This window comes from Mannheimia pernigra (assembly GCF_013377995.1).
Taxonomy (GTDB): Bacteria; Pseudomonadota; Gammaproteobacteria; order Enterobacterales; family Pasteurellaceae; genus Mannheimia; species Mannheimia pernigra.
Genome location: NZ_CP055305.1, coordinates 1,419,454 through 1,442,130, shown reverse-complemented (window position 1 = coordinate 1,442,130; position 22,677 = coordinate 1,419,454). Strand labels below are relative to the sequence as shown.

At 39.9% G+C, this 22,677-nt stretch carries 17 protein-coding genes; 13 read left to right on the top strand and 4 right to left on the bottom strand.

Translation table 11 applies throughout. The annotated features are described in order from the left end of the window. Positions 1 to 93 precede the first annotated feature (93 nt). From HV560_RS06950 to HV560_RS06930, 5 genes are read left to right on the top strand one after another with little or no spacing between them, the layout of a single operon-like run. Complete coding sequence (locus tag HV560_RS06950; RefSeq protein ID WP_176812846.1) at positions 94 to 1,068, top strand: substrate-binding domain-containing protein; 975 nt, start codon at positions 94 to 96, stop codon at positions 1,066 to 1,068. Between the two features lie 56 nt (positions 1,069 to 1,124). Next, complete coding sequence (locus HV560_RS06945) at positions 1,125 to 2,612, top strand: sugar ABC transporter ATP-binding protein (RefSeq protein WP_159629700.1); 1,488 nt, start codon at positions 1,125 to 1,127, stop codon at positions 2,610 to 2,612. Beyond that, on the top strand, positions 2,599 to 3,558 hold the full coding sequence (locus HV560_RS06940; protein WP_159629698.1) for an ABC transporter permease: 960 nt from the start codon (positions 2,599 to 2,601) through the stop codon (positions 3,556 to 3,558). The genes HV560_RS06945 and HV560_RS06940 overlap by 14 nt, the downstream gene beginning before the upstream one ends. Positions 3,559 to 3,560: 2 nt before the next feature. Then, entirely contained in the window at positions 3,561 to 4,511 is a 951-nt protein-coding gene (locus tag HV560_RS06935) for an ABC transporter permease (RefSeq protein ID WP_176812501.1), read from the top strand. Positions 4,512 to 4,522: 11 nt separating this feature from the next. Then, positions 4,523 to 6,115: a xylulokinase gene (locus HV560_RS06930; protein WP_176812500.1), complete on the top strand. Its 1,593-nt coding sequence runs from the start codon at positions 4,523 to 4,525 to the stop codon at positions 6,113 to 6,115. Positions 6,116 to 6,272: 157 nt separating this feature from the next. Here HV560_RS06930 and HV560_RS06925 read toward each other — a convergent pair whose 3' ends face one another. Both HV560_RS06925 and HV560_RS06920 read right to left on the bottom strand, forming a co-directional pair. Further along, positions 6,273 to 6,860 carry a response regulator gene (locus tag HV560_RS06925; protein ID WP_176812499.1) on the bottom strand — a complete coding sequence of 196 codons (588 nt, stop codon included), beginning with the start codon at positions 6,858 to 6,860 and terminating at the stop codon, positions 6,273 to 6,275. Between the two features lie 79 nt (positions 6,861 to 6,939). Beyond that, positions 6,940 to 8,589 carry a sensor histidine kinase gene (locus HV560_RS06920; protein ID WP_176812498.1) on the bottom strand — a complete coding sequence of 550 codons (1,650 nt, stop codon included), beginning with the start codon at positions 8,587 to 8,589 and terminating at the stop codon, positions 6,940 to 6,942. A 354-nt stretch (positions 8,590 to 8,943) separates the two neighbouring features. Here HV560_RS06920 and HV560_RS06915 point away from each other — a divergent pair, with 354 nt between their 5' ends. The 3 genes from HV560_RS06915 (at position 8,944) to nrfD (ending at position 12,487) form a co-directional block, all read left to right on the top strand. Continuing rightward, positions 8,944 to 10,332, top strand: a complete 1,389-nt coding sequence (locus tag HV560_RS06915; protein ID WP_176812497.1) for a DUF4062 domain-containing protein — start codon at positions 8,944 to 8,946, stop codon at positions 10,330 to 10,332. Positions 10,333 to 10,722: 390 nt separating this feature from the next. Beyond that, entirely contained in the window at positions 10,723 to 11,442 is a 720-nt protein-coding gene (gene ttrB / locus HV560_RS06910; protein ID WP_176812496.1) for a tetrathionate reductase subunit TtrB, read from the top strand. Between the two features lies 1 nt (position 11,443). Further along, entirely contained in the window at positions 11,444 to 12,487 is a 1,044-nt protein-coding gene (nrfD, locus tag HV560_RS06905; protein WP_176812495.1) for an NrfD/PsrC family molybdoenzyme membrane anchor subunit, read from the top strand. 51 nt (positions 12,488 to 12,538) lie between these two features. Here the strand turns inward: nrfD and HV560_RS06900 are convergent, their stop codons facing one another. Both HV560_RS06900 and HV560_RS06895 read right to left on the bottom strand, forming a co-directional pair. Further along, on the bottom strand, positions 12,539 to 14,494 hold the full coding sequence (locus HV560_RS06900; RefSeq protein WP_176812494.1) for a DUF2075 domain-containing protein: 1,956 nt from the start codon (positions 14,492 to 14,494) through the stop codon (positions 12,539 to 12,541). Positions 14,495 to 14,508: 14 nt separating this feature from the next. Next, the gene (locus HV560_RS06895) at positions 14,509 to 15,801 is read right to left on the bottom strand and encodes an ATP-binding protein (protein WP_176812493.1); all 1,293 of its coding nucleotides are present in this window, start codon (positions 15,799 to 15,801) and stop codon (positions 14,509 to 14,511) included. 320 nt (positions 15,802 to 16,121) lie between these two features. On the opposite strand from HV560_RS06895, the gene HV560_RS06890 reads away from it, so the two are divergent. The 5 genes from HV560_RS06890 (at position 16,122) to HV560_RS06870 (ending at position 22,588) form a co-directional block, all read left to right on the top strand. Beyond that, positions 16,122 to 16,361 carry an AbrB/MazE/SpoVT family DNA-binding domain-containing protein gene (locus HV560_RS06890; RefSeq protein ID WP_176812492.1) on the top strand — a complete coding sequence of 80 codons (240 nt, stop codon included), beginning with the start codon at positions 16,122 to 16,124 and terminating at the stop codon, positions 16,359 to 16,361. Further along, entirely contained in the window at positions 16,358 to 16,678 is a 321-nt protein-coding gene (gene mazF / locus HV560_RS06885) for an endoribonuclease MazF (RefSeq protein WP_176812491.1), read from the top strand. Before HV560_RS06890 ends, mazF begins: the two co-directional genes overlap by 4 nt. Further along, complete coding sequence (locus HV560_RS06880) at positions 16,675 to 17,613, top strand: hypothetical protein (protein WP_176812490.1); 939 nt, start codon at positions 16,675 to 16,677, stop codon at positions 17,611 to 17,613. Before mazF ends, HV560_RS06880 begins: the two co-directional genes overlap by 4 nt. Then, positions 17,610 to 19,301 (top strand): hypothetical protein, encoded by a 1,692-nt coding sequence (locus HV560_RS06875; protein ID WP_176812489.1) that lies wholly within the window; start codon positions 17,610 to 17,612, stop codon positions 19,299 to 19,301. Before HV560_RS06880 ends, HV560_RS06875 begins: the two co-directional genes overlap by 4 nt. 191 nt (positions 19,302 to 19,492) lie before the next feature. Then, a complete protein-coding gene (locus HV560_RS06870; protein WP_176812488.1) occupies positions 19,493 to 22,588 on the top strand; it encodes a tetrathionate reductase subunit A in 3,096 nt (1,031 codons plus the stop codon). The last annotated feature ends 89 nt before the right edge of the window (positions 22,589 to 22,677 follow it).

Genomic DNA, 22,677 nt, shown 5'->3' with positions numbered 1-22,677 from the left:
CTTTAATAGCTCTGGTTCTATTAAAGATTGGCTGCTCTGTTATTTCAGCCAATATTAAAACCTGATGACTTCTTATTTAATGAGGGAAGAATGATGAAAAAATTGACATTAAAACACGCATTATTTTCAGGATTATTTGCATTAACTTGCTATGGCTCTGCATTTGCTAATGATATTGTTAACATTTCTAAAATTGATGGCATGCCTTGGTTCAATCGTATGGCAGAAGGCGTTGTTCAAGCAGGTAAAGATAATAATATCAATGCTTACCAAGTTGGACCATCTAACACTGATGCTCCTCAACAAGTGAAATTGATTGAGGACTTAATTGCAAAAAAAGTTCGTGCGATTTCTATTGTACCGAATGATGCGAATGCGTTAGAACCTGTACTTAAAAAAGCAAAACAAAACGGCATTATCATTTTAACTAACGAATCTGTTGGTCAGCCAAGTGCCAATTGGGATATTGAAATTATCGATAACGCTCAATTTGCTGCCGATTATGTAGAAGAAGTAGCAAAATCAATGGGTGGAAAAGGAGGATATGTGATTTATGTAGGTGGTTTAACCGTGCCTCAACATAACCTTTGGGCAGATTTATTTGTTAAATACCAAAAAGAACATTATCCAGATATGTTTGAAGTCACTAGCAGAATGCCAGTTGCAGAAAATATTAATGATGCCCGCCGAACCACAATTGACCTAGTTAAAGCTCATTCAGGCTTAAAAGCTGTAGTTTCTTTCGGTTCACAAGGTCCGATTGGTGCTGGCCTAGCAGTCAAAGAAAAACGTTTGAAAAATAAATTACATGTTTTTGGTATGATGATTCCATCGCAAGCAGCTAATTTAATTAAGAGTGGCGATATCACAATGGGTATCACCTACGATCCTGCAAATGCGGGTTATGCCTTAGCAGCAGTAGCCGCAAAAGCACTTAAAGGTGAAAAAATCGAAGATGGTTTAGAAATTCCAAATGTAGGTAAAGCGAAAGTAGATAGCGAGAAAAAATTACTCCAATTCCATAATGTGTTAAAAGTAACCAAAGAAAATATCGATAACCTCTACTAATAATTCTACTTACAATATGGGTTCTTTATGAACCCATATTTCTCTAGGAGGCAATTATGGCATTTATTTCTATGCAAAATATCAGTAAGACCTTCCATGGTGTAAAGGCATTAAACCAAGTTAATCTTTCTTTAGACTATGGCGAAGCAATCTGCCTTGCCGGCCAAAACGGTTGTGGTAAATCAACCTTAATTAAAATTCTTTCTGGTGTTTATCAACCTGATAAAGGTGCTGACATCCGAATTGGAGCAACTAAATATACTAAGCTTACTCCACAAGAATCTATTGAAAAAGGCATACAGGTTATCTATCAAGATCTCGCACTTTTTCCAAATTTAACAGTAGCAGAAAATATTGCTATCAACTCACATCGCCAATTTGGTTGGGTCAGCCAAGCAAAAATTTATCAAGTGGCTTCAGATGCAGCTCAAAGTATCAATGCAGATCTAGACCTAAATGCAACTTTAGAAGATTTACCAATTGCTCAGCAACAATTAGTTGCTATTTGCAGAGCCTTAGCACAAAACGCTCGCTTATTAATTATGGATGAACCAACAGCTTCACTGACAGCAAAAGAAGTTGGCGATCTATTAAATGTAGTAATCAAACTAAAAAGTAAAGGAATTAGCATTATTTTTGTCAGTCACAAATTGCAAGAAGTAATGAGCGTTTCTGATAGTGTCTTAGTGTTGAAGAATGGGAATATGGTGGGGCAATATCCTATTAGTGAAATGGATGAAAAACGCTTAGGTTTTTTAATGACTGGATTAGAAATCGATCTCAAGCGGTTAGATTTACCCAATTTTTCGCAAAATAATACAGTTTTAGAAGTCAGGGATCTCTCCTTACCTCGTCAATATGAGGAGATTAATTTTTCTCTAAGAGAAGGGGAAATTATCGCCTTAACAGGATTACTCGGTTCAGGTCGAACTGAATTATGCCTTAGCTTATTCGGCATCACCAAACCTCAATCTGGTGACATATTATTAAATGGCGAAAAAGTTGTATTCAACACTAACCGCGATGCTATTAGAAAAGGGATTGCTTATGTTTCTGAAGATAGGATGAATACTGGACTGATTATGGCAGAATCTATTCATCACAATATTATTTCAACTATTTTCCACAAAATCACAGATAAATTGCATATTATTAAATCACCAAAAGCATATAACTATAGCCAAACTTTAATTGAGTCATTGAAAATTAAAGTTACCGATTCCGAGTTGCCCGTTAATACACTTTCTGGTGGTAATGCACAACGTGTTTCAATTGCAAAATGGTTAGCCATTGATCCCCAAATTATTATCTTAGATTCACCGACTATTGGCGTAGATATTGCCAATAAAGACGGTATTTTCCAAATTATTAAATCATTAGCCAAACAAGGAATTGCGGTAATTTTTGTAACCGATGAGATAGAAGAAGCATACTATAACAGCCATCGAATTCTCGTAATGAAAAAGGGCAAAATAGTTAATGAGTTCTTACCAATGCATGCTACAGAAAAATCAATTTCGGAGGCTATTTATGAAAATCAGTAATAATCATATTCTATCTGGGACTATCCTCTTTTTAATTGTTCTGTTGAGCTTATTTACAAGTGATTTTGCAACGATTGAAAATGTTTATGATGTCATCAACAACTATTCTATGTTAATGATTTTAGCTTGTGGTTTATTTATCGTTTTACTTTCCGGTGGAATTGATATTTCATTTCCTGCAATCACGATCATCTCACAATATATTATGGTTACTATGATAGGAAAATATGATATCGGTTTCTTGGGTGTATTTATAGTTTCATCTACTATCGGAATTTTATTGGGCTTTATAAATGCAACTTTTGTTAATCGCCTTAATGTACCTTCAATTATTATCACGATATCAACCTTAAATATTTTTTACGGGGGACTACTTTATTTCACCAAAGGCGTCTGGTTATATGACTATCCTGCATGGTTTACACAAGAAATTATTTTCTTTAAACAAACTACCTTAGATGGGTTTGAATTCGGTTTATCCTTCCAAGCAATAATGGCAATCTTTGCTGTTATCCTTACTGGGTTGATTACAAATAAATTAACTATCGGGCGTAAAATCTATGCACTTGGAGGCAGCCAAGACTCAACGTCTCGTATTGGTTTTAATCTATTATCCTTACACCTTTTTGCTTATGGCTATATGGGATTCATGGCTGGGATTGCAGGTATTGTTCAATCTTACACAGTACAATCTGTTGCACCAGATTCTTTACTAGGATATGAATTAACCGTACTTGCCTCGGTTGTTTTAGGTGGAGCAAGTTTATCAGGGGGAAGAGGGACACTATTTGGTACGGTTATGGGGGTAATGTTATTGGCAATTATTCAGAACGGATTAAATTTAATGGGTGTGTCTTCCTATTGGCAAACTATTATCACTGGCATCATTATTATTTTAAGTATTAGCACCACCGCATTAGGCCAACTTAAAAAACAAGGAGTATAACGATGAAAAACAAAATTGATCATACTATTTTTTATCTACTGGCTCTGTTTGCACTTGCTGTTATCGTATTTAGTATCCTTATTCCGGATATATTTTGGTCTGTCGATAATTTTCAATCTATGGCATCACAAATTCCTGTATTAGGTATTTTAACCTTAGCAATGGCATTACCTATGCTAACAGGTGGAATCAATCTTTCAATCATCGCTAGTATGAATGCCTGTTCATTAATTATTGCCTACTTTATTACTCAATATACAGGAATTTCTTGGCTATTTATTTCTATCATATTAAGTCTCTTATGTGCATTAGCTATTGGTCTGCTAAATGGCACTTTAATTGCGGTTATTCGCGTTTCCCCTATTTTAGCCACATTAGGTACAATGACCTTACTTAATGGCATCAACATTTTAGTAACAAATGGTTCAACAATAGCCAATTTTCCAGAAAGTATTTTGAATATTAATGCATCAGCCATTCTAGGTATTCCAACACCAATCTTACTTTTTCTCTTACTGGCAGGGTTGGTATGGTTCTTCCTGGAAAAAACATCAATGGGAAAAGCAGTTTACTTTATTGGCAATAATGAAAAAGCAACTTATTATTCCGGCATTAACACGAAAAAAGTACTGATTTGGGTTTATATCATCTCATCTATTCTCTGTATATTTGCGGCAATTTTGATGATGTCAAAACTAAATTCAGCTAAAGCTTCTTATGGCAATTCTTACCTACTCATTTCTATTTTGGCATCAGTATTAGGTGGCATTAATCCTGATGGTGGGAAAGGGAAACTGGTTGGCATTATGCTAGCTCTTGTTTTATTGCAAGTGATTGAAAGTGGCTTAAATATGCTCAGTGTCAGTAGTTATATTACGATGATTTTATGGGGCAGCTTGCTACTAGTGTTCATCTTCTTACAAAAAAATCATCTATTCCAATTAAAACATTAAGGTGGTCATATATGCAAAATGAAAAACAACTTATTGAACTAGGGAGGGTCGTTATTGGGATTGAGTTAGGCTCAACTCGTATAAAAGCAGTACTAATCAGTACAGATGGAACAATACTTGCTACAGGTGGTGTTGATTGGGAAAATCACCTCATTGAGGGTATTTGGACTTACCACCAAACAGAAATATGGGAAAGACTCCAAGCAGCTTACGCTGATTTGAATAAAACGGTTAAAGAAAAATATCATACCGTTATTCGTAGCGCCAAAGCTCTTGGAATTAGTGCAATGATGCACGGCTATTTACCATTTGATAAACAAGGAAACCAGCTTGTTCCTTTTAGAACTTGGCGAAATAACATTACTAGAGATGCATCCGAACAGCTTACAGAGCTATTTCAGTATCCGATACCACAAAGATGGAGCATTGCTCATTTATATCAAGCACTTTTAAACCAAGAGCCACATTTAGCAAATATTGATTATCTAACAACTTTATCTGGCTACATACATTGGCAACTAACCGATCATAAAGTACTTGGCGTAGGTGATGCTTCAGGAATGTTTCCTATTGATATTAAATCAAATTCCTACAACCAACAAATGCTGACACAATTTGATGAAGCTATTACTAAATTCGGAATGCCTTGGAGATTAGAATCTATATTACCCAAAGTTTTGGTTGCTGGCGAACAAGCGGGTAAATTAACTAAAAAAGGCGCAAAATTACTTGACCCTAGTGGAGCATTAAATGCTGGCATTCCACTCTGCCCTCCAGAGGGAGATGCTGGCACAGGAATGATCGCTACTAATTGCATCAAAGAGAAAACAGGAAATATATCAGCCGGCACTTCTGCATTTGCTATGATAGTTCTAGAAAAAGCCCTTTCCAAAGTCTATTCAGAACTAGATATTGTCACGACCCCAACAGGTAAATTAGTCGCAATGGCTCACGCCAATAATTGCACCTCTGACATCAATGCTTGGGTAAATCTATTCCGTGAATGTCTAGATACCTTCGGTGTTAATGTATGTACTGAAGAACTTTATGAAACACTCTTCCTACAAGCATTACAAGGTGAAGCTGATTGTGGAGGACTTCTCGCTTATGGTTTCCACTCTGGAGAACATAATGTTGGGCTATCCGAAGGTTGCCCTATGTTTTTACACCCCACCAAAGCCCGATTTAATCTAGCCAATTTTATGAAAGTACACCTCTATACTGCCTTTGGTGCAATGAAATTAGGAATGGATATTCTCATTAACCAAGAAAAAGTGGAGATATCTCGAATTTTAGGACATGGTGGAATTTTTAAAACAGAAGGAGTTGCTCAAAAAATTCTAGCCTCTGCATTAGGTATTCCATTAGCTACAGCAAGTACGGCCTCAAATGGCGGAGCTTGGGGAATTGCATTACTGGCGAACTTTCTAGAAGTTTCTGATGGCTGTAATTTGGAAGATTATCTAGATAAAAAGATATTCAATACCACTCAGCTTAATCTTATACAGCCAGATAAAACAGTAAATGAAGGATATAAACATTTTATGCAAAGATATAAGCAAGGTATATCTATAGTAGAAAAAGCTCTTTATCTTAATTATTGAGAACATACAGCTAAAAATCAAATTAAGTTGTAGATACTATAAAGTTTTTACAACCAAACCCAATAAAAGGAGAATATCTTTGCCATTACAAGATTTATTTATAGAAGATCAGACATCATATTACTCATATTCAAAAATAGGCTAGCGGTTAAATTTCCTATATTTTTTGCAAATCACTAATTTTCTGGACCAATCCAGCCAAGCTTTCCGCCTGCATTTTTACCATTACATTCGCCCGATGAACTTCTACCGTTCGTACGGAAACCGCCAGTTTATCGGCGATCTGTTTGTTGGTAAAACCTTGCATAATCAGCGGTGCGAGATTTTGCTCTTTTTCGGTGAGTTTGACATAATTTTGCCGAATTTCGTGAATTTTAACCGCTTGTTGGCTAATTTTCTCCGCTTGGGTGATTGCCTGTTTGAGCTGGTCAAAGGTCGCTGGTTTTTGCAGAAAGTCCACCGCCCCATTTTTCAGCTCACGCACCGCCATCGGCACATCACCGTGGGCGGTCATAATTACTACCGCCAAGGTGGATTGGGCTTCTCGCAGTTTTTGATGCACCTGCTGACCGTCTAACAACGGCATACGAATATCGAGCAATACCACACCAAGTTGGTGTAAATCTGCCTGCTCGATAAACTCCACGCTGTTTTGCCACGTTTTGATGGGCAGATTGAGTGGGGAAAGTAGGAAAGCCATTGCGTCAAGCAGGGCTTCATCGTCATCTAAAATATGTATTATCATTTTGTCTCCGTAGGGTGGGCATCCCTGCCCTCCGTTGCGATAGTGATTCGTTCGTTAGCGGTGGGCAAGGATCCCCACCCTACGTGTGAGGAATAGACAGCGTCACCCTCGCCCCTTGCTCCCCATTCGCCAACTCAATTCCACCACCGAGAGTTTGCATTAGGCGTTGGCAGAGGACTAAGCCTAGTCCTAAGCCGTGCGGTTTGTCGGTGCGGAAGGGGACGAAGGGGAAGTCGAGTTGGCTTTGAGAGAAGCCGCCCGCATCATCTTCAATGGTAATTTTTAACTCATTTTCGACCGTTTGTAGGCAGATTTCAATTGCCGTTGCCCCAGCTTGTAAGGCATTGAGCAAGCAATTGGTTATTACTTGCTCCAGCACCGTGGAATTTATATTAAGCGAAAAAGTGTTGTCAGAAAAGAGATGAATTGTCGCATTTTGGCGGTTTTCTACGCTGACAAATTCCACCACTTTTGCAATTAATTCGTTCAAAACTACCGCTTGCGGCTCGCCGCTCGGGCGTTTTTTCGCCCAATCCCGAATCGCCTGCATCGTGTTGGTCGAGCGATCCACTTGGGCGATAAGCTTGTCCAAAATCAGCCTCTGATAGCTGTCGTTGGTCTGATTTTTCAAGCCCTCGGCGTACATTCGAATCGCCGACAGCGGCTGTTTCAGCTCGTGGGCGAAGCCCGTGCTCATCTCACCTAAAAGCGTCAGACGGTCAGCGGTTGCCAGTTCCTGCTGATATTGCTGCATTTTGCGGTGAGCGGCACGCAACGCCTTGCTTTTGCGATAGACCTGATAGCGAAGGGCGGCGAGGTTGAACAGGATAAAGGCAGCGACCGCCAGCAGCCCGAATTGGTTGAGGCGAACCCAGTCCAGCACCGTGTCCCACAGGCTTTTTTGCTGCGGGTGGCGATACAGCTCACGCAAAATCAGGTCAGCTTGGAACGAGGAAAACGGCGGTGTCCAACGAGGCAAATCGGGCGATTGGCTCGCCAAAAGTGCGGTCGAAATTTGGGCGACAAGGGCGTTCGGCACATTCGGCATCGCCGCCAACGACCAGTTTGGCAACAGCTCGGTACTGGCTTCACAGCCCCGAGCCTGCGGATTTTGCAAAATTAAGCGGAAATCCGACCTCTTGATCTTGCCCTCTTTCGCCAGATCTTCCATTAAACAGATGGGGGCAATCGCCGCTTCAACCTGATTTTCTGCCAATAAAAACAAGGTGTTATCCACCGGAAAGCCAGAAAACTGCACGTCAAAATCTCGGTTTTGTTGCATTCCTTGCCGATGAAATTCGTAGTAGCCGAGCAGGAAACCGCCGAACGCATCGTTATCCACCGCACTCAGGGTTTTGCCTTTCAGATCGGTCAGGCGTTGATAAGGGCTGTCGGCACGCACCCAAATGCTACTGCCGACCGAGCCGCCGTCCGCCGAATGAGGGCTGTTGAGCGTCGCCAACCAACGGACATTCTGCCGACTTAAATAGAAAAACTGGGCTTGGTTAGTCAGCAAAAAATCCAACTCCGCCCGACTGTTCGCCTCGCCCAAGCCCAATGGCACAAGCTCAAACTGCTCATTCGGAAACTGCCCGTTCAACCAATCCACCCAAGGTTGCCAGTGAGTGCGTGTATAGGCTTCCCCACGCTGGGCGAGAATACCGATTTGGTAGGTTTCTGCCCAAACGGTGTGGGAGAGGAATAGGAGGAAGAGAAGTAGGCGTTTCATTTTGGGTAGTTAGGTTAATCAATATGGTTATAGTAATAGGTTGAGTGTGAAAATTCAGTAGAAATATGCACAAAAATTGGGAATTTTGTTATATAAGAGCTGCTCGGCTATGTGTAACCTAGTACTTGTTATTGTACTAGATGCCGAAGGTTAGATGAAGCCTTTTACTTTTGATGATCTAAAATATATGATTAAGCAGCGAGACGCCTCTAAAATTCTTACAGCTAAAACTATAAAGAATATAAAGATTTCAGAGAAAACTATAGTTTTAAACTATGAACAATATTTATACCAACTGTTATTTTAGTATAAAAAACAAACAAACCACACCTAAAATGTGTTAAGGTCGTTTATATGAATAATAAAAAACATCAAATTTTTGTTAGTTCAACATATATGGATTTAGTTGAAACGAGAAATAAGGTTATTAATAGTATTCTTTCATTGGAACAATTTCCTGCTGGAATGGAAATGTTTAGTGCTGCGAATGAACAGCAATGGAGTATTATTCAAAGAACTATCGATAATAGTGATTATTATGTAGTGATTATAGGGCATAGATACGGCAGTATTGAGCCAGTATCAGGTATTAGTTATACAGAAAGGGAATATGACTATGCTGTGAATAAAAATATTCCTGTTCTTGCATTTATTAGGAATAGAAATATAGCGACATTACCAACCGAAAGAGAACAAGATCCTGAACTAACTGCTAAATTAGAAAAGTTTATTGAAAAAGCTAAAACTAAAATGTGTCAATTTTGGGATGATTCAGATGATTTAGTAGCTAAAATGCAAACTGCCTTATTTAAGGCTTTTCACCATAATCCTTCTATTGGCTGGATTCGAGGAGATCAAGCAGCCTCTCCAGAAATGGCTAATGAACTAGCTAGATTGAGTAGAGAAAATAGTGAATTACGTTCAGAGCTAGATCGTTATAGAAAAAATAATGAACTTCCCGAATTAGAAATTCTATTGAATAACGAATATAAAATATCTTTAATTTATCCTGAAATAGTAGATGGATTGATAAAAAAAATGCAGTATCAAAAGATCAAAAAAGATGAGATTGATGAAAAACTATTGCCATTTATTAAAGATGAAGAAATAGAAGAATTTAATTCTAAGATTCCTAGCATAGAAGATATTGATAAATTTAATAAAAATAAATTAGAGTATGAGTTAATTACAAATCACTCATCTTTATTAGAAATATCAATAGCAAATATAGGCATCATTAAAGCTACTGAAATTTATATAGATCTTGAATTTCCAAAAGAAGTACGAGTTTTTACAGAGGAATTTTTGGAAGAAATTAAAGAGCCTAAGTTAGAAATTCCAATAAATCCTATTTTTAATGCTCGTAAAAAATATATGGAAAGCATAAACCCTTTTATGAAAAACATTAATCATTATTCAAATTTAATGCGTCCTTATAAAGATCTTGGCAATCTATTTTTAGATACCAAGTCTAGTAATTTTCAGAGCTTAAGTCGTTTATCTAATTCTTATTTATTAAATAATAATGGTTATAAAAAATTATGGGTTGAAGGGAATTCAGTTTCTATAAAAATCACAGATCTTTTGCATACTAGAGAAATCAGATTACCACATAAACTATACATTTCTCCATTACAGGAAGGAGAGTTCTTAATAAATTGTTCAATGATGTGCGAACAATTTAAATCCCCTAAAAACATAGAAATTCCAGTTATTATAAATAAAAATTTATTAGATAAATAAAATATTATTATCTCTATAATTTAGTGGGTATAGTATAAAATCAAGAATACTATACTTACTATTTAATCTTCTTTATGAGAAGTTTATTAGTGTAGGAGTGGAATATTTCTTGAAAAGTATTATCAGAAATACCATTTTATCTGGGTAAAATCCCTATTGTAGTAAAAATGGAGATTTTTGGGTTACAGAGTGAATAACTCTGTGACTTCATAGTGAATTATTTTTATAAATAAAATTATCATTTAAAAAAATCCCCTACCATAGCCCGCTTATTCTTTTCCCCCTTGACCCAAATCAAACTTCCCCCTGATATGTGGAAAACCACAATACCCACCCAATCTGCCCGTTTCTACAATACCCTCGTTGATTTTTTTATGATTGTGGGGACGTATGGATATTACAAAACGATTATTTTTGAAGTCCGCCTTAACCGTGGGGGCGGCTGCGATGCCGTTGGCTCAGGCGAAGGCGTTTATGCCTGATCGCCGTGAGGGCGACGGGACGAAACGCTACGGAATGTTGATCGATTTACGCAAATGTATCGGCTGTCAGGCTTGTACGGTGAGCTGTTCAGTGGAGAACGCCACACCGCTGCACAGCTTCCGCACCACGGTGCGTCAGTATGAAATCACCAACGGTCAGCAGGTGGCGAATAATGTGGTGTTGCCTCGCCTGTGTAACCACTGCGACCAACCACCGTGCGTGCCGGTCTGTCCGGTGCAGGCGACCTTCCAACGCAAAGACGGGATTGTGGTGATCAACAACGAGCAGTGTATCGGTTGCGGTTACTGCGTGCAGGCGTGTCCGTACGATGCCCGTTTTATCAATGAAGAGAGCAAAACCGCCGACAAATGTACCTTCTGCTCGCACCGTTTGGAGGCAGGTTTGCTCCCAGCGTGCGTAGAAAGTTGCGTGGGCGGAGCGAGGGTGATTGGCGATTTGAACGATCCGAAAAGCCAAATTTCTCAACTTTATCAACAACATAAAGACGAGTTGAAAGTGCTGAAACCGGAATCCGGCACGGTGCCGCACGTCTTTTATTTAGGGCTGGACGAGGCGTTTGTGAGCAAAGTCGATGGTCAGCCGATGCTTTGGACAGGGGAGGCGTAACATGATTCGTGAAGTATTAGTCGAACCGCAACATATTGTTTGGTTGCCGTGGATTGTCAATTATTTCTTCTTTGTCGGTGTGGCGGCAACGGCGGTATTTACGGCGGTGCTGTTTGCAAAAAAAGCCCAGAAACCGACCGCTTGCGAACAGTCGGCGGTGCTGGTCGCCTTTATCGGCTCAATTGTCGCTCCGGTGGCTCTGACTGCCGACCTGCACCAGCCAAGCCGAATTCTGCATTTCTACACCGATTTTGCCTGGTGGTCGCCGATGGCGTGGGGGGCGATTATCCTGCCGTTGTTTAGTGTGGCAGTCGCCGGTTATTTCGTGCTGACCTTAGCACATAATGCTCAACCCAACCTGCCAAAATGGCTGGCGTGGCTCAACCTTCCACTCCTACGCAGTCAAGGCTTGTTATGGGCATTCCGCCTGTTTTCGGTGCTTACCGCAGTCGGCATTATCGGCTACACCGTGCTTGAAACCTACCAAACCGGCACAAGAGCCTTGTGGCACAGTGCGTGGCTACTGCCGATTATGCTGTTCTCCGCGTGGGCGGTGGCGTTGGGATTAACCCAATTTGTGAGCGAAAAAAGTAGGGCTGTATGTCATACGCCCGCTGGGGAAAATCAGGGCGTGCAACGCAAGCCCCTACAAACGCTGTTAATTTTAACCGCACTTTCAATCGCAGGATTAGCATTCAGCAGTGAAACCGCCCAACGTGATTTCGCCTTACTTTTCAACGGCTCAATCACTGTTTATCTCACCGGTATCTGCTGGCTCATCGCTCTTGTTTGCAGTTTTTCGAGCAAAAATCACCGCTTGCAATGGATCGGCGTGGTCGCTCTCATCGGCTTCGGCTGGTGGCTACGTTGGGTATTGGTTATCCAAACCCAAACCATCGCCAAAACCAACGCTCTGCAAAATCCGTACCACTTTGATTGGTTAGCCGTTGATGGTGGATTAGGGATTGTGGGGATTTTTGGGTTGGCGGTGTTAGTGACGGTGGTGGTGTGGCAGGTGGTGAATTTAATTAAATATCACAAATAAAACATAGAAATGCTACCTCTAATATTGAGGTAGCATTTCTCATTTAATATCTTATTCAAGTTCCTTAATTCCTATTTCTTTTAAATAGTGATATATAGAATCGTAATATTCAGGTAAGCGTGTTTTATCCTCGTTACTACCATAAGGAACCCAAATAATCATACCTTGTCTTGCTCGTGTTAATAAAACTCGATAAGCATTTAATAGATAATTTTGTGCCTGTTCTTGATTGATATTTTGCCATTTACTCCCTTTGAAGTTTTGAAAACACCAACGATTATCTTTAATATAAAAATTAGCATCCCAAGCAACACAAGTCCAATCAAGCTCTAATCCTTGTACACTAAATTCCGTCGCTATATCTTCCAAAAAACAATTCGAACGTACATCATTATTATCATTTAAAAACCAGTCAGACTCATTAATTTCATTCTTGCAATCTACCCCAAATGCTTTTAATCTTCTTGCGCCGGATGAAGATAGCAAACCGTAACGCTCACTTCCTTTTGCTCGTTCTTTTAGCCACTGCTTTGCAATATCTAGATTTCTAGTAAGAAGAATCGGATAATCATTTTGAATAATTTGATATAGTTTCTTAGCTAAATCATTATCCCGTTTTAATAAAGCATTAATGAAATCAGATAATCTTTCAGAGCGAAATGATCTCACAGAAATGGCTAAATGCAGTTGAGGACTTTTCTGCCCTTTATGCACTAAATATTCAGACAATGGCGATTCACTTAAATATTCAGAATGTTCAAGCAGGTAGGGAGAATAATAAATATCCCAATCAGGAAAATGTATTTTTAATGCGCGAATCCATTCTGATAAGCCGGCCTCCCCGATATTGATTTCTTGCCCACCGCCTATTAAACAAATGATGACACACCAATCTTGATGACGGTTCATAACATCAATTAAGAATTGAGGTTCAGACTGATTGAAATCATCTAATCCTCTTTTTCTTTTCATAAAACTACTTGCTTGTTCTTTATCCCAGGCTCTCTGAGCCTCATCAAAAATAACAACCTTTTCTATTGGTGCAGATTGATCTTTTAAATATTCATCACGGAAATGATGAATGTTCTGAATAAAGGACTCTACTTTTGGGGCAATATCTCTTTTGGTTGTTTTAGGCGTATTATTTACTGTGTTACGAATAAGAGCTTCACGTAGTACCTTAACCAAAGGTCCATTACCAGATAAAAATACTGCGTGTTCTGATTCATCTATATTCATTCGTTGGGTTGCAGCATTCAGTCCCACTAAGGTTTTACCTGCACCGGGAACACCTGTAATAAAACAAATTGTTTTATGTTTTTCTTTTTTACTTTCTTCAATAATATCGTGTAGGCATTGGTTAGTTAGGCTTAAATTTTGTACTCCTGCATCAGAGCGAGTAATTTCATCAACACTATGTCCTTGATAAAGTGCTTGTGCAGCTTCAACAATAGTAGGAGTTGGATGATAAGGCGCATTAGCCCAATCAGTTACATTTAAAATAGACGAAGATGATACAGATTGAACAATATTTTTTAATTGTGAAGCATTAATTATAATCGCTGTCTGAAAATTGCGAGCCATTTCAAAATTAAATGAAGTTTGAGTGGGTGCTTTTTCTGCAACTAATACAGGCACTAAATCAGCCGAATGGCTGGAACGATGAAAATTTCTTAAATCCAAACCATAATCAAGGACTTGATTGATATCCTGCTTTTCATATTTTGTAGCTCCTATTTTAAACTCAACAATAAAGATCGTTTTTCCAATGATAATAATATTATCAACACGCTTCCCCATTCTTGGTATAGAAAACTCAAAGAAAATGTATCCTTTTACATCAACTAATTGTTGTTTTAGAATTTCAATTTGCCTTTTCCAAGTATTTCGTTGCGAATCTTCTAAGCTACGATTTAGATGGTTTTGACTCAATATTCCTAAAATACTATCGGTATTCGTGTTTAAAAAATCGCCAATAGATGATTGATAATAGGCACGGTGATTCATCGTTCTGCTCCTTTTTATTTAATGATATTAACCGCATACAACGGCACATTCATCATCCAGTCCTGCTCTCGATAATCCGCCATTGAAAATCGGATTGCTTTTTCAGGTTGGAATTGCTCTACATAAACTTTCAAACTTTTCGCCTTCAAATTTTCTTCGGCTTTCACTTCAATTGGGATAACAGACTGCTTGCATTGCAGAACAAAATCTACCTCAGCAGTTCCTCGTTCTGTTGCCCAATAAAATACCGGATTTTCTTGGCTTGCAATTAGTTGTTGAAGTACATATTGTTCGGTTAATGCCCCTTTGAATTCGGTAAATAGGCGATTGCCTTCCAATAAAACGCTTTTATCTAGGTGTGTTTGTGCTGTCAGTAACCCTACATCTAATCCGAACAATTTAAATGCACCATCTTGATAGGCCGAAAGCGGTAAATATGGCTTTTTAATACGAGGGACTAAATGCACCAAACCTCTATCTTTTAGCCATTGCAGAGCAAGTTCATAGTCCTTACTTCTCGCCCCTTTTTGCAATAGAGAATACACAAATTTTTTGTTTTCCTTGGCAAGTTGCTCAGGGATTGCATGCCATAACGCCCGCACCCGTTGCACCGTATGTCCGTCTTGAATATGTTTGGAAAAATCTTGCTCATACGCCATCAACAAATTGCGTTGCACTTGGCGAACTTCGTCCAAATTTTGAGTTTGAATAAAAGTTTTGACCGCTTCCGGCATTCCACCGACAAAATAATATTGCCTGAGCAGATCGATATAACGGCTTTTCATTGCAGAAATCAGCGTCCAATCTTGCAATTCCAATAGTTGCACTAAATCTTGCTTGCCAAGTGCGGTCAGAAATTCGTGAAAATCCATCGGATAGAGAGGCAGGAAATCGACCTTACCGACAGGAAAAGAGACTTGATGATGTAGCGATACGCCGAGCAACGAACCGGCCGACATAATGTAAAACTGTGGTGCATTCTCATAAAAATATTTAAGCGAAGAGAGAGCCTGTGGCACTTCTTGAATTTCATCAAAAATAATTAGCGTATCTTCCGCCTGAATATCCACGCCACTCTCAATTTTCAAGCCCAAAAGTAGGCGTTGAACATCGTAATCGCCTGAAAACAGAGCTTTCATTCGGGGATTGTTATCAAAATTGATGTATGCCACCTTAGTGAAAGCTTGCTCTCCAAAATGTTTCATTGCCCACGTTTTTCCTACCTGTCTTGCCCCTTGAATAATCAATGGCTTACGGTTCGGTTTCTCTTTCCACTTGTGTAATGCGTGAAGAATTGTTCGTTTCATTATGTTTTCTATCTATTTTTTCGTCTGATCTTATGATGAAGATTACATTTTTTCAAATGAAAAAGTGAGTTACCTTTACATTTTTACAAATGAAAAAGCAATAACTAGGGGCGAGCGGTCAAATTCATTGGAATTTTTGCAAATTTTCTGGGTATAACCCCAAAAACTTCTCAGATTAATCGAGTATTTGGGCTTATACCCATAAAAAGTGCAATAACAAGCGGTCAAGTGTGGTCAGAATTTTACAAATTTTGACCGCATTTTTTTTATTCACTAAAAAATTATACAATGTATAACATCGGATAAAAAAGGAGCAAACAATGCAATTGGCAATCAAAAAATGGGGGAATAGTGTGGGGGTGCGAATTCCTGCTTCTATTCTTACCGCACTGCAATTACAAGCAGATAATTTAGTCGATATTCGGGCAGAAAACGGCAAAATTATTATTGAACCCATCCGCCAAGAATATAGTTTGGAACAGCTTTTATCGGGTATTACCGCAGAGAATTTACATCAAGAAATCGAGACCGGCGAACCTATCGGCAAGGAGCAACTATGAGCGAGTATGTTCCCGATGTCGGCGATATTATTTGGCTGAATTTCACGCCACAGGCAGGGCATCGTCCAGTGGTGGTTCTCACCCCAGCAAGCTATAACCAACTCACTAGCTTGCTCATCTGTTGCCCGCTAACCACCAAAATCAAGGGCTATCCGTTTGAAGTGCATATTGCCGGCAAACCACAAAATGTGGTGCTTTCCGACCAAGTGAAAAGCCTTGATTGGCGAGTTCGTCAAGCCGAATTTAAAGGGAAGATTGCAGAGAGTGAATTGGTGGAAATTCGGAAGAAGGTTGGGGTGTTGTTGGGGTTAGTATGAAAGAAAAGGTATTGGAACTACTAAATGAGAATTCTCAGCAACAAACTGATGAATGTTTGTATTACTTATATTTACATTTAAGTGACACACTTGAAAATCAAGGTGTGGATACACTGTTCAATGAAGTAGAGTTTTTTATCGAAGAGAAGAATGTAAATATATTTCTTGACGAACTGAAATATTTAGATTATCACCTCTCTCAACTTTCTGAAAAAGACTTGTCTTATTTCATCACTAAATGCTTTCTAAAAAATCAGACCATCTATTATAGATTTGCTTCAGATATTCTAAGTTATAATAAAGGAATTGAAACAGAGTTTGACTTTAGCTTAATACCTGATAATACAGACTTACACTTTTTAGCTAAAAAATGCATAGGCTGGTTACTGCCAAATAGTTCAAAATCTTCTATACCTATTACTTTATCTCTGCTAAATAAATCTGAGGATAACATTCAGAATGAAATCATAAATCTTCTTTATGATTTTGCTTTTATGGCTTACCCAATGAGTTCTATTGAGTACTTTAGGAAGTTTAAAAAGAGTACTAAAGGAAAACTAAATAAGAAGCTAAAGGAATTAATCTATAGATGTGAAGAGTACGATAAATTATTGGATCTTGCAATCGAGTCCAAAGAATTCTCACCAAGTAATGAAAATAGACATATCTATAATATAAAGAAACATACTTGTTTTACGCAAGCATATGAAAAATCAGAAAATAACTCTATTTTTTCTAAAATTGCCACAAAGATAACTATTCTACACGGGAGCGAAACTATCCATCATATGAAGAACGGTAGCAATATTAATAGGAATATATCCCCATTTTCTTCAATTAAAACAGAATTTGAAATCTTTAGATTATCTTTATTAAATCCTGTGGAAACAGAGAAAATATTATTTCTATTTAGAATAGAAGGAATATCAGAATGAAATTAATACTCAAAGAATACCTACGCTCTCTTAAAGAAAGAGATGAATTAGACAGAATACTTCCTGATTTATTAAGCCAAATGGGAGCAAATGTATTTGTGTCTCCAATAAGAGGAAGAAGAGAATATGGGGTAGATGTTGCTTGCTTTGGGAAACTAGAAAATGATGAAGTAGAAAAGATCTATTTGTTTTCGATAAAAAGTGGGGATTTAACTAGAAATGTTTGGGATGGGAATTCAGATCAATCATTACGCCAGTCAATGAATGAAATCTTTGATGTCTTTATTCAGAGAAGAATACCTGTACAGTACAGGGGAAAAGAAATTGTAGTTTGCCCTTGTTTTGGTGGTAACAATCTTATTCAAGATGAGATAACTGGTTTTATGGATAGATATCTAAAATTAAATGAAATATCATTTTCTATTTGGGACGGAGATAAATTAGCAGGATTCATACAAGATTATTTCCTAAGAGAGGATATTGCACCTGATGATATAAAGAGTTTATTAAGAAAATCTTTAGCAATGGTTGATGAGCCGGAGATATCTATTTTACACTTTAAAAAATTAGTTAAGCATTTGTTTTCCAGAAAAATGAAAAGCAAAGATGATTACTTAACCGTCTTTAGACAGATATACATATATACTTCTATTTTGTGGATATGGGCAAGAAATGAAAATAACACTGAAAGTGCTTATATTTCTTCAGAGTTCGTTATATTACATGCTTGGAATTCATATAAGAAGTATATAGGTGATAAGAAAATAAGAGGAAATTGCCCTGTTTATCAACAACTAATTTCTTTGATTATGTTACATATGAGAATTTCAGAAGAATATATACAGCGAGCCATCATTCCATTATCACAAGAAAAGTACTTATTATCATCTTCTATAGGACTATCTTCCGTTGATATAAATCTTAAATTATTTGATATTTTAAGCCGAGTTTCTTTACTTGGGATTTGGAACTCTTGGTTATATCAAAGAGTTAATGAAGAGCATAAAGACTTTTTGGCTAATAGGCATTATGATCTAACAAACTTGGTTTGGGGTGTTATTGTGAATAACAGTTCCTTATATTCCCCTTATATGGATAACCAAATCATAGATATTTCTATTGCGATGATTTTCCTAAGGTCATCTAAGGATATTAATACCAATAATATGATAGGGTGGCTTAATCAAATTATAGATAATTGTGCATTTTGCCTTAATCAAAGAAGGCGACACATAACAACCATAAATAATTATAGAGATTTAATAGATTTTATAGAGTTTTCTGGAGATAGAAATAAATTTGAAAAACTAACAAGTGCATCTGCATTCTATCCATATTTGTTTTTATTTTTATCTCAATTAAAGGGTGAGTTAGGTACAAATAGAATTTCTTCTATTAAGGAAAAGCTATTGCCTCATTGTAACTTTCAAGTATTCTTTTTTAATCATATTTCTGAAGATTATCTATATAATAACGAAGAAATACATGGAGCCACATTGCCCAATGTTGATGTCTCATCACCTGAGAAATTTCTAGAACAACTAAATTTTGAAGTTAATAACCAAAAGGAAAATTTTGAGAATATATCTGCAATTAAACACGGGTTTTATCCTATTGCATTACTGGCTTGCAGGCATTATAGGTTACCAGTACCCATAAACTTCTTCTTAACAGGAGATAGCAACTAAGTATTTTATACATATAAGCGGTCAAATCCCTTCAAAACTTCGCAAATCCCCACCGCACTTTGACCGCTTGTTCCCTCCCCCTTGACCCAAATCAAACTTCCCCTTGATATGTGGAAAACCACAATATCCACCTAATCCGCTCGTTTTTACAATGACTGTATTGAATTTTAGCTTTGCTTGTGGGGAATAAAATGAATAACAAACGGCGGAATTTATTAAAAGGCAGCCTCGCGCTCGGTGGGGCGGCGGCGTTTGGGGCAGGGTATGCGCCGAAGGTGTCGGAGATTGCCAAAGGGGTGATGCACGGCACGTCGGGTGAGAAAACCCGTGATCCCATTCACGGCAATTCATTGCCACCGGAATATCAGGTGATTGACGGCAAGCTGTTGAGCAATCCTGATCAAATCGTCTGCAATACGCAGTGTATGGGCTGTTGGACGCAGTGTGGCGTACGGGCTCGGGTCGATTTGAAAACCAATCAAGTTATCCGTATTTCGGGCAACCCGTACCACCCGTTATCGAGCGATAAAACCCTGCCGTTCGGTATGCCGATTGCCAAGGCGGAAGTGTTGCTGGCGGGCGAAAGCGGGATTGAAAACCGCTCAACCGCTTGCGCGCGTGGGGCGGCGTTTTTGGACAGCATCAATAGTCCATACCGCATTACTCAACCGTTAAAACGTGTCGGCAAGCGTGGTGAAGGCAAGTGGCAGACGATTAGCTTTGAGCAGTTGGTGGAAGAGGTAGTGAATGGCGGTAATCTGTTCGGCAAGGGCGAGGTGGAAGGCTTGAAAGCCATTCGCAACCTGCAAGATCCAATTAACCCGAAACAGCCCGATTTAGGCGTGAAAGCCAACCAACTGCTAGTCACCTTTGCCGGCCCGGAAGGTCGTCAACCGTTGTTGCAACGCTTTGCCCAACGCAGTTTCGGCACGATCAATTTCTCCCAGCACGGGGCGTATTGCGGAGCGTCTTACCGCAACGGTTCGGGGGCGTTTATGAAGGATTTCGACAACAATCAGCACGCCAAGCCGGACTGGGATCACGCCGAATTTATCCTGTTTATCGGCACGTCGCCGGCACAGTCGGGCAATCCGTTCAAACGCCAAGCCCGCCAGCTTGCCAAACGTCGTCCGGACGACAATTTCAGCTATGTGGTGGTCGCCCCTCGTTTGGAGATGACTTCTACCCTTGCCACCCAAAACAACAACTGGGTGCCAATTAAGCCCGAGGGCGATTTGGCCTTGGTCATGGCGATGTTGCGTTGGATTATCGAAAACGACCGTTTCAACGCCGACTATCTCTCTCGCCCAAGCCTGTCAGCGATGACCCAAGCCAACCACGCCAGCTATTGCAATGCTTCGCATTTGATTGTGGCGGACGAAAAACACCCGAAATTCGGGCAGGCGTTACGCATTACCGATCTGCAAGCGGTGCAACGCGATCCCGAAGATAAAGTGGAAGAGAATGCGATTGTGGTGAAAGATCAGGCAACCGGCGAGCTGGTGGCGGCGAAAGATTGCTTACAAGCGGTCATTTTTGTCGATGAAATTGCAAAATTGTTGGACGGCACGGAAGTGCGGGTGAAATCCTCAATGCAGTTGCTGAAAGAGTCCGCCCAACAAAAAACGCTGGCAGAATACAGCGAGATTTGCGGTGTGCCGGTGCAAGTGATTGAAAACTTGGCGAAAAAATTCACTTCACACGGTCACAAAGCCAATGCCATTACCCACGGCGGCACAATGCACAGCACCGGTTTCTACACCAGTTGGGCGATTTTGTTGCTGAATGCGATGGTCGGTAATATGAACAAAAAAGGCGGAATGTCGGTCGGGGCGGGCAAATTCAAAGATTTTGGCGATGGTCCTCGCTACGATTTGGCGAACTTCCCGAACCAAGTGAAGCCGAAAGGCACGAACCTTGCCCGCAGTAAAAAAGCCTACGAAAATTCAAGCGAATACAAGCAAAAAGTAGCGAAAGGCGAAAATCCGTATCCAGCACAGGGGGCGTGGTACCCTTTCACCGGCGGGCAGACTACCGAGATGATTACCTCGATGGTGCAGGGCTATCCCTACTTTGCCAAAGCGTGGATCAGCCATATGACCAACCCCGTCTATGGCTTGGCGGCGATGAACCCGATTGCGTTGGAGAAGCTGAAAGACCCGAAAATCTTACCGCTCTTTGTGGCGGTTGATGCCTTTATGAATGAAACGACTGCCCTTGCAGACTACATCGTGCCGGACACGCACAACTTCGAGAGTTGGGGCTTTTCAACGCCGTGGGGCGGCGTGCCGACCCGAGCTAGCACCGCCCGCCACCCAATTGTACCGTCCCCGAACGCCAAAACCGCCGAGGGCGACACAGTCTGTATGGAAGCCTTTGTGATTGCGGTTGCCAAGAAAATGGGCTTGCCAGGCTTTGGTGAGAATGCAATTACCGATTTAGAAGGCAACAAATATCCGCTCAACCGCTCCGAAGATTACTTCTTACGAGCAGCGGCGAACGTGGCGTTTGTCGGCGAGAAGCCCGCCCCTGATGCCAGCCAAGAAGATTTATTACTGACTGGAGTGCAACGTATTTTGCCGAAAATTGAGCAGACACTCAAAGCAGAGGAAGTGTTGAAAGTGGCGGCGATTTACTGCAAGGGCGGACGTTTCGCCCCACACGAATCAGCCTGGAAAGAAGATAATATGGCGTTCCAGTGGAAAAATTGCCTGCAAATTTGGAACGAAACGGTTTATAAAGCTAAGCATCATAGTAACGGCGAGCACTACTGGGGCTGCCCGCGCTATATGCCGCCACGCTTTGCCGACGGCTCCACGCTGGAACAACACTACCCGCAATCGGAATGGGGCTTCAAGCTTATTTCGTTCAAATCGAACATTATGAGCAGTATTACTGCCCCGCTGCTACGACTACTCTCAATAAAACCAGAAGGTATTGTGGCAATGAACCGTCAAGATGCAGAGGAAAATGGCATTACTCAAGGCGATCTTATCAAACTCAGTACCCCAACTGCCAGCCTTAACGTGCAAATCGTGGTACTCGATGGACTCGCCCGTGGTACGATTGCGATTGAACACGGCTATGGTCACAAACAGCTCGGGGCAAGTGCCTACACCATCGACGGTGTGGAAGTCAAAGCTAACCCAATGATCGCCAAAGGCATTAATTTGAACGATCTCGGCATTATCGACCACACCAAAGCCGTTAAATCCCCCTGGGTAGACTGGGTCTGTGGCTCGGCGGTACGAAATGGAATACCTGCGAAGCTGGAGAAGATTGCCTAATTAAAACGTTCAAGCGGTCGGTTTTGCAGAATTTTTTGCAAAACCGACCGCTTGTATTTTTAAATATAAACGATTAGAGGATTTTTTAG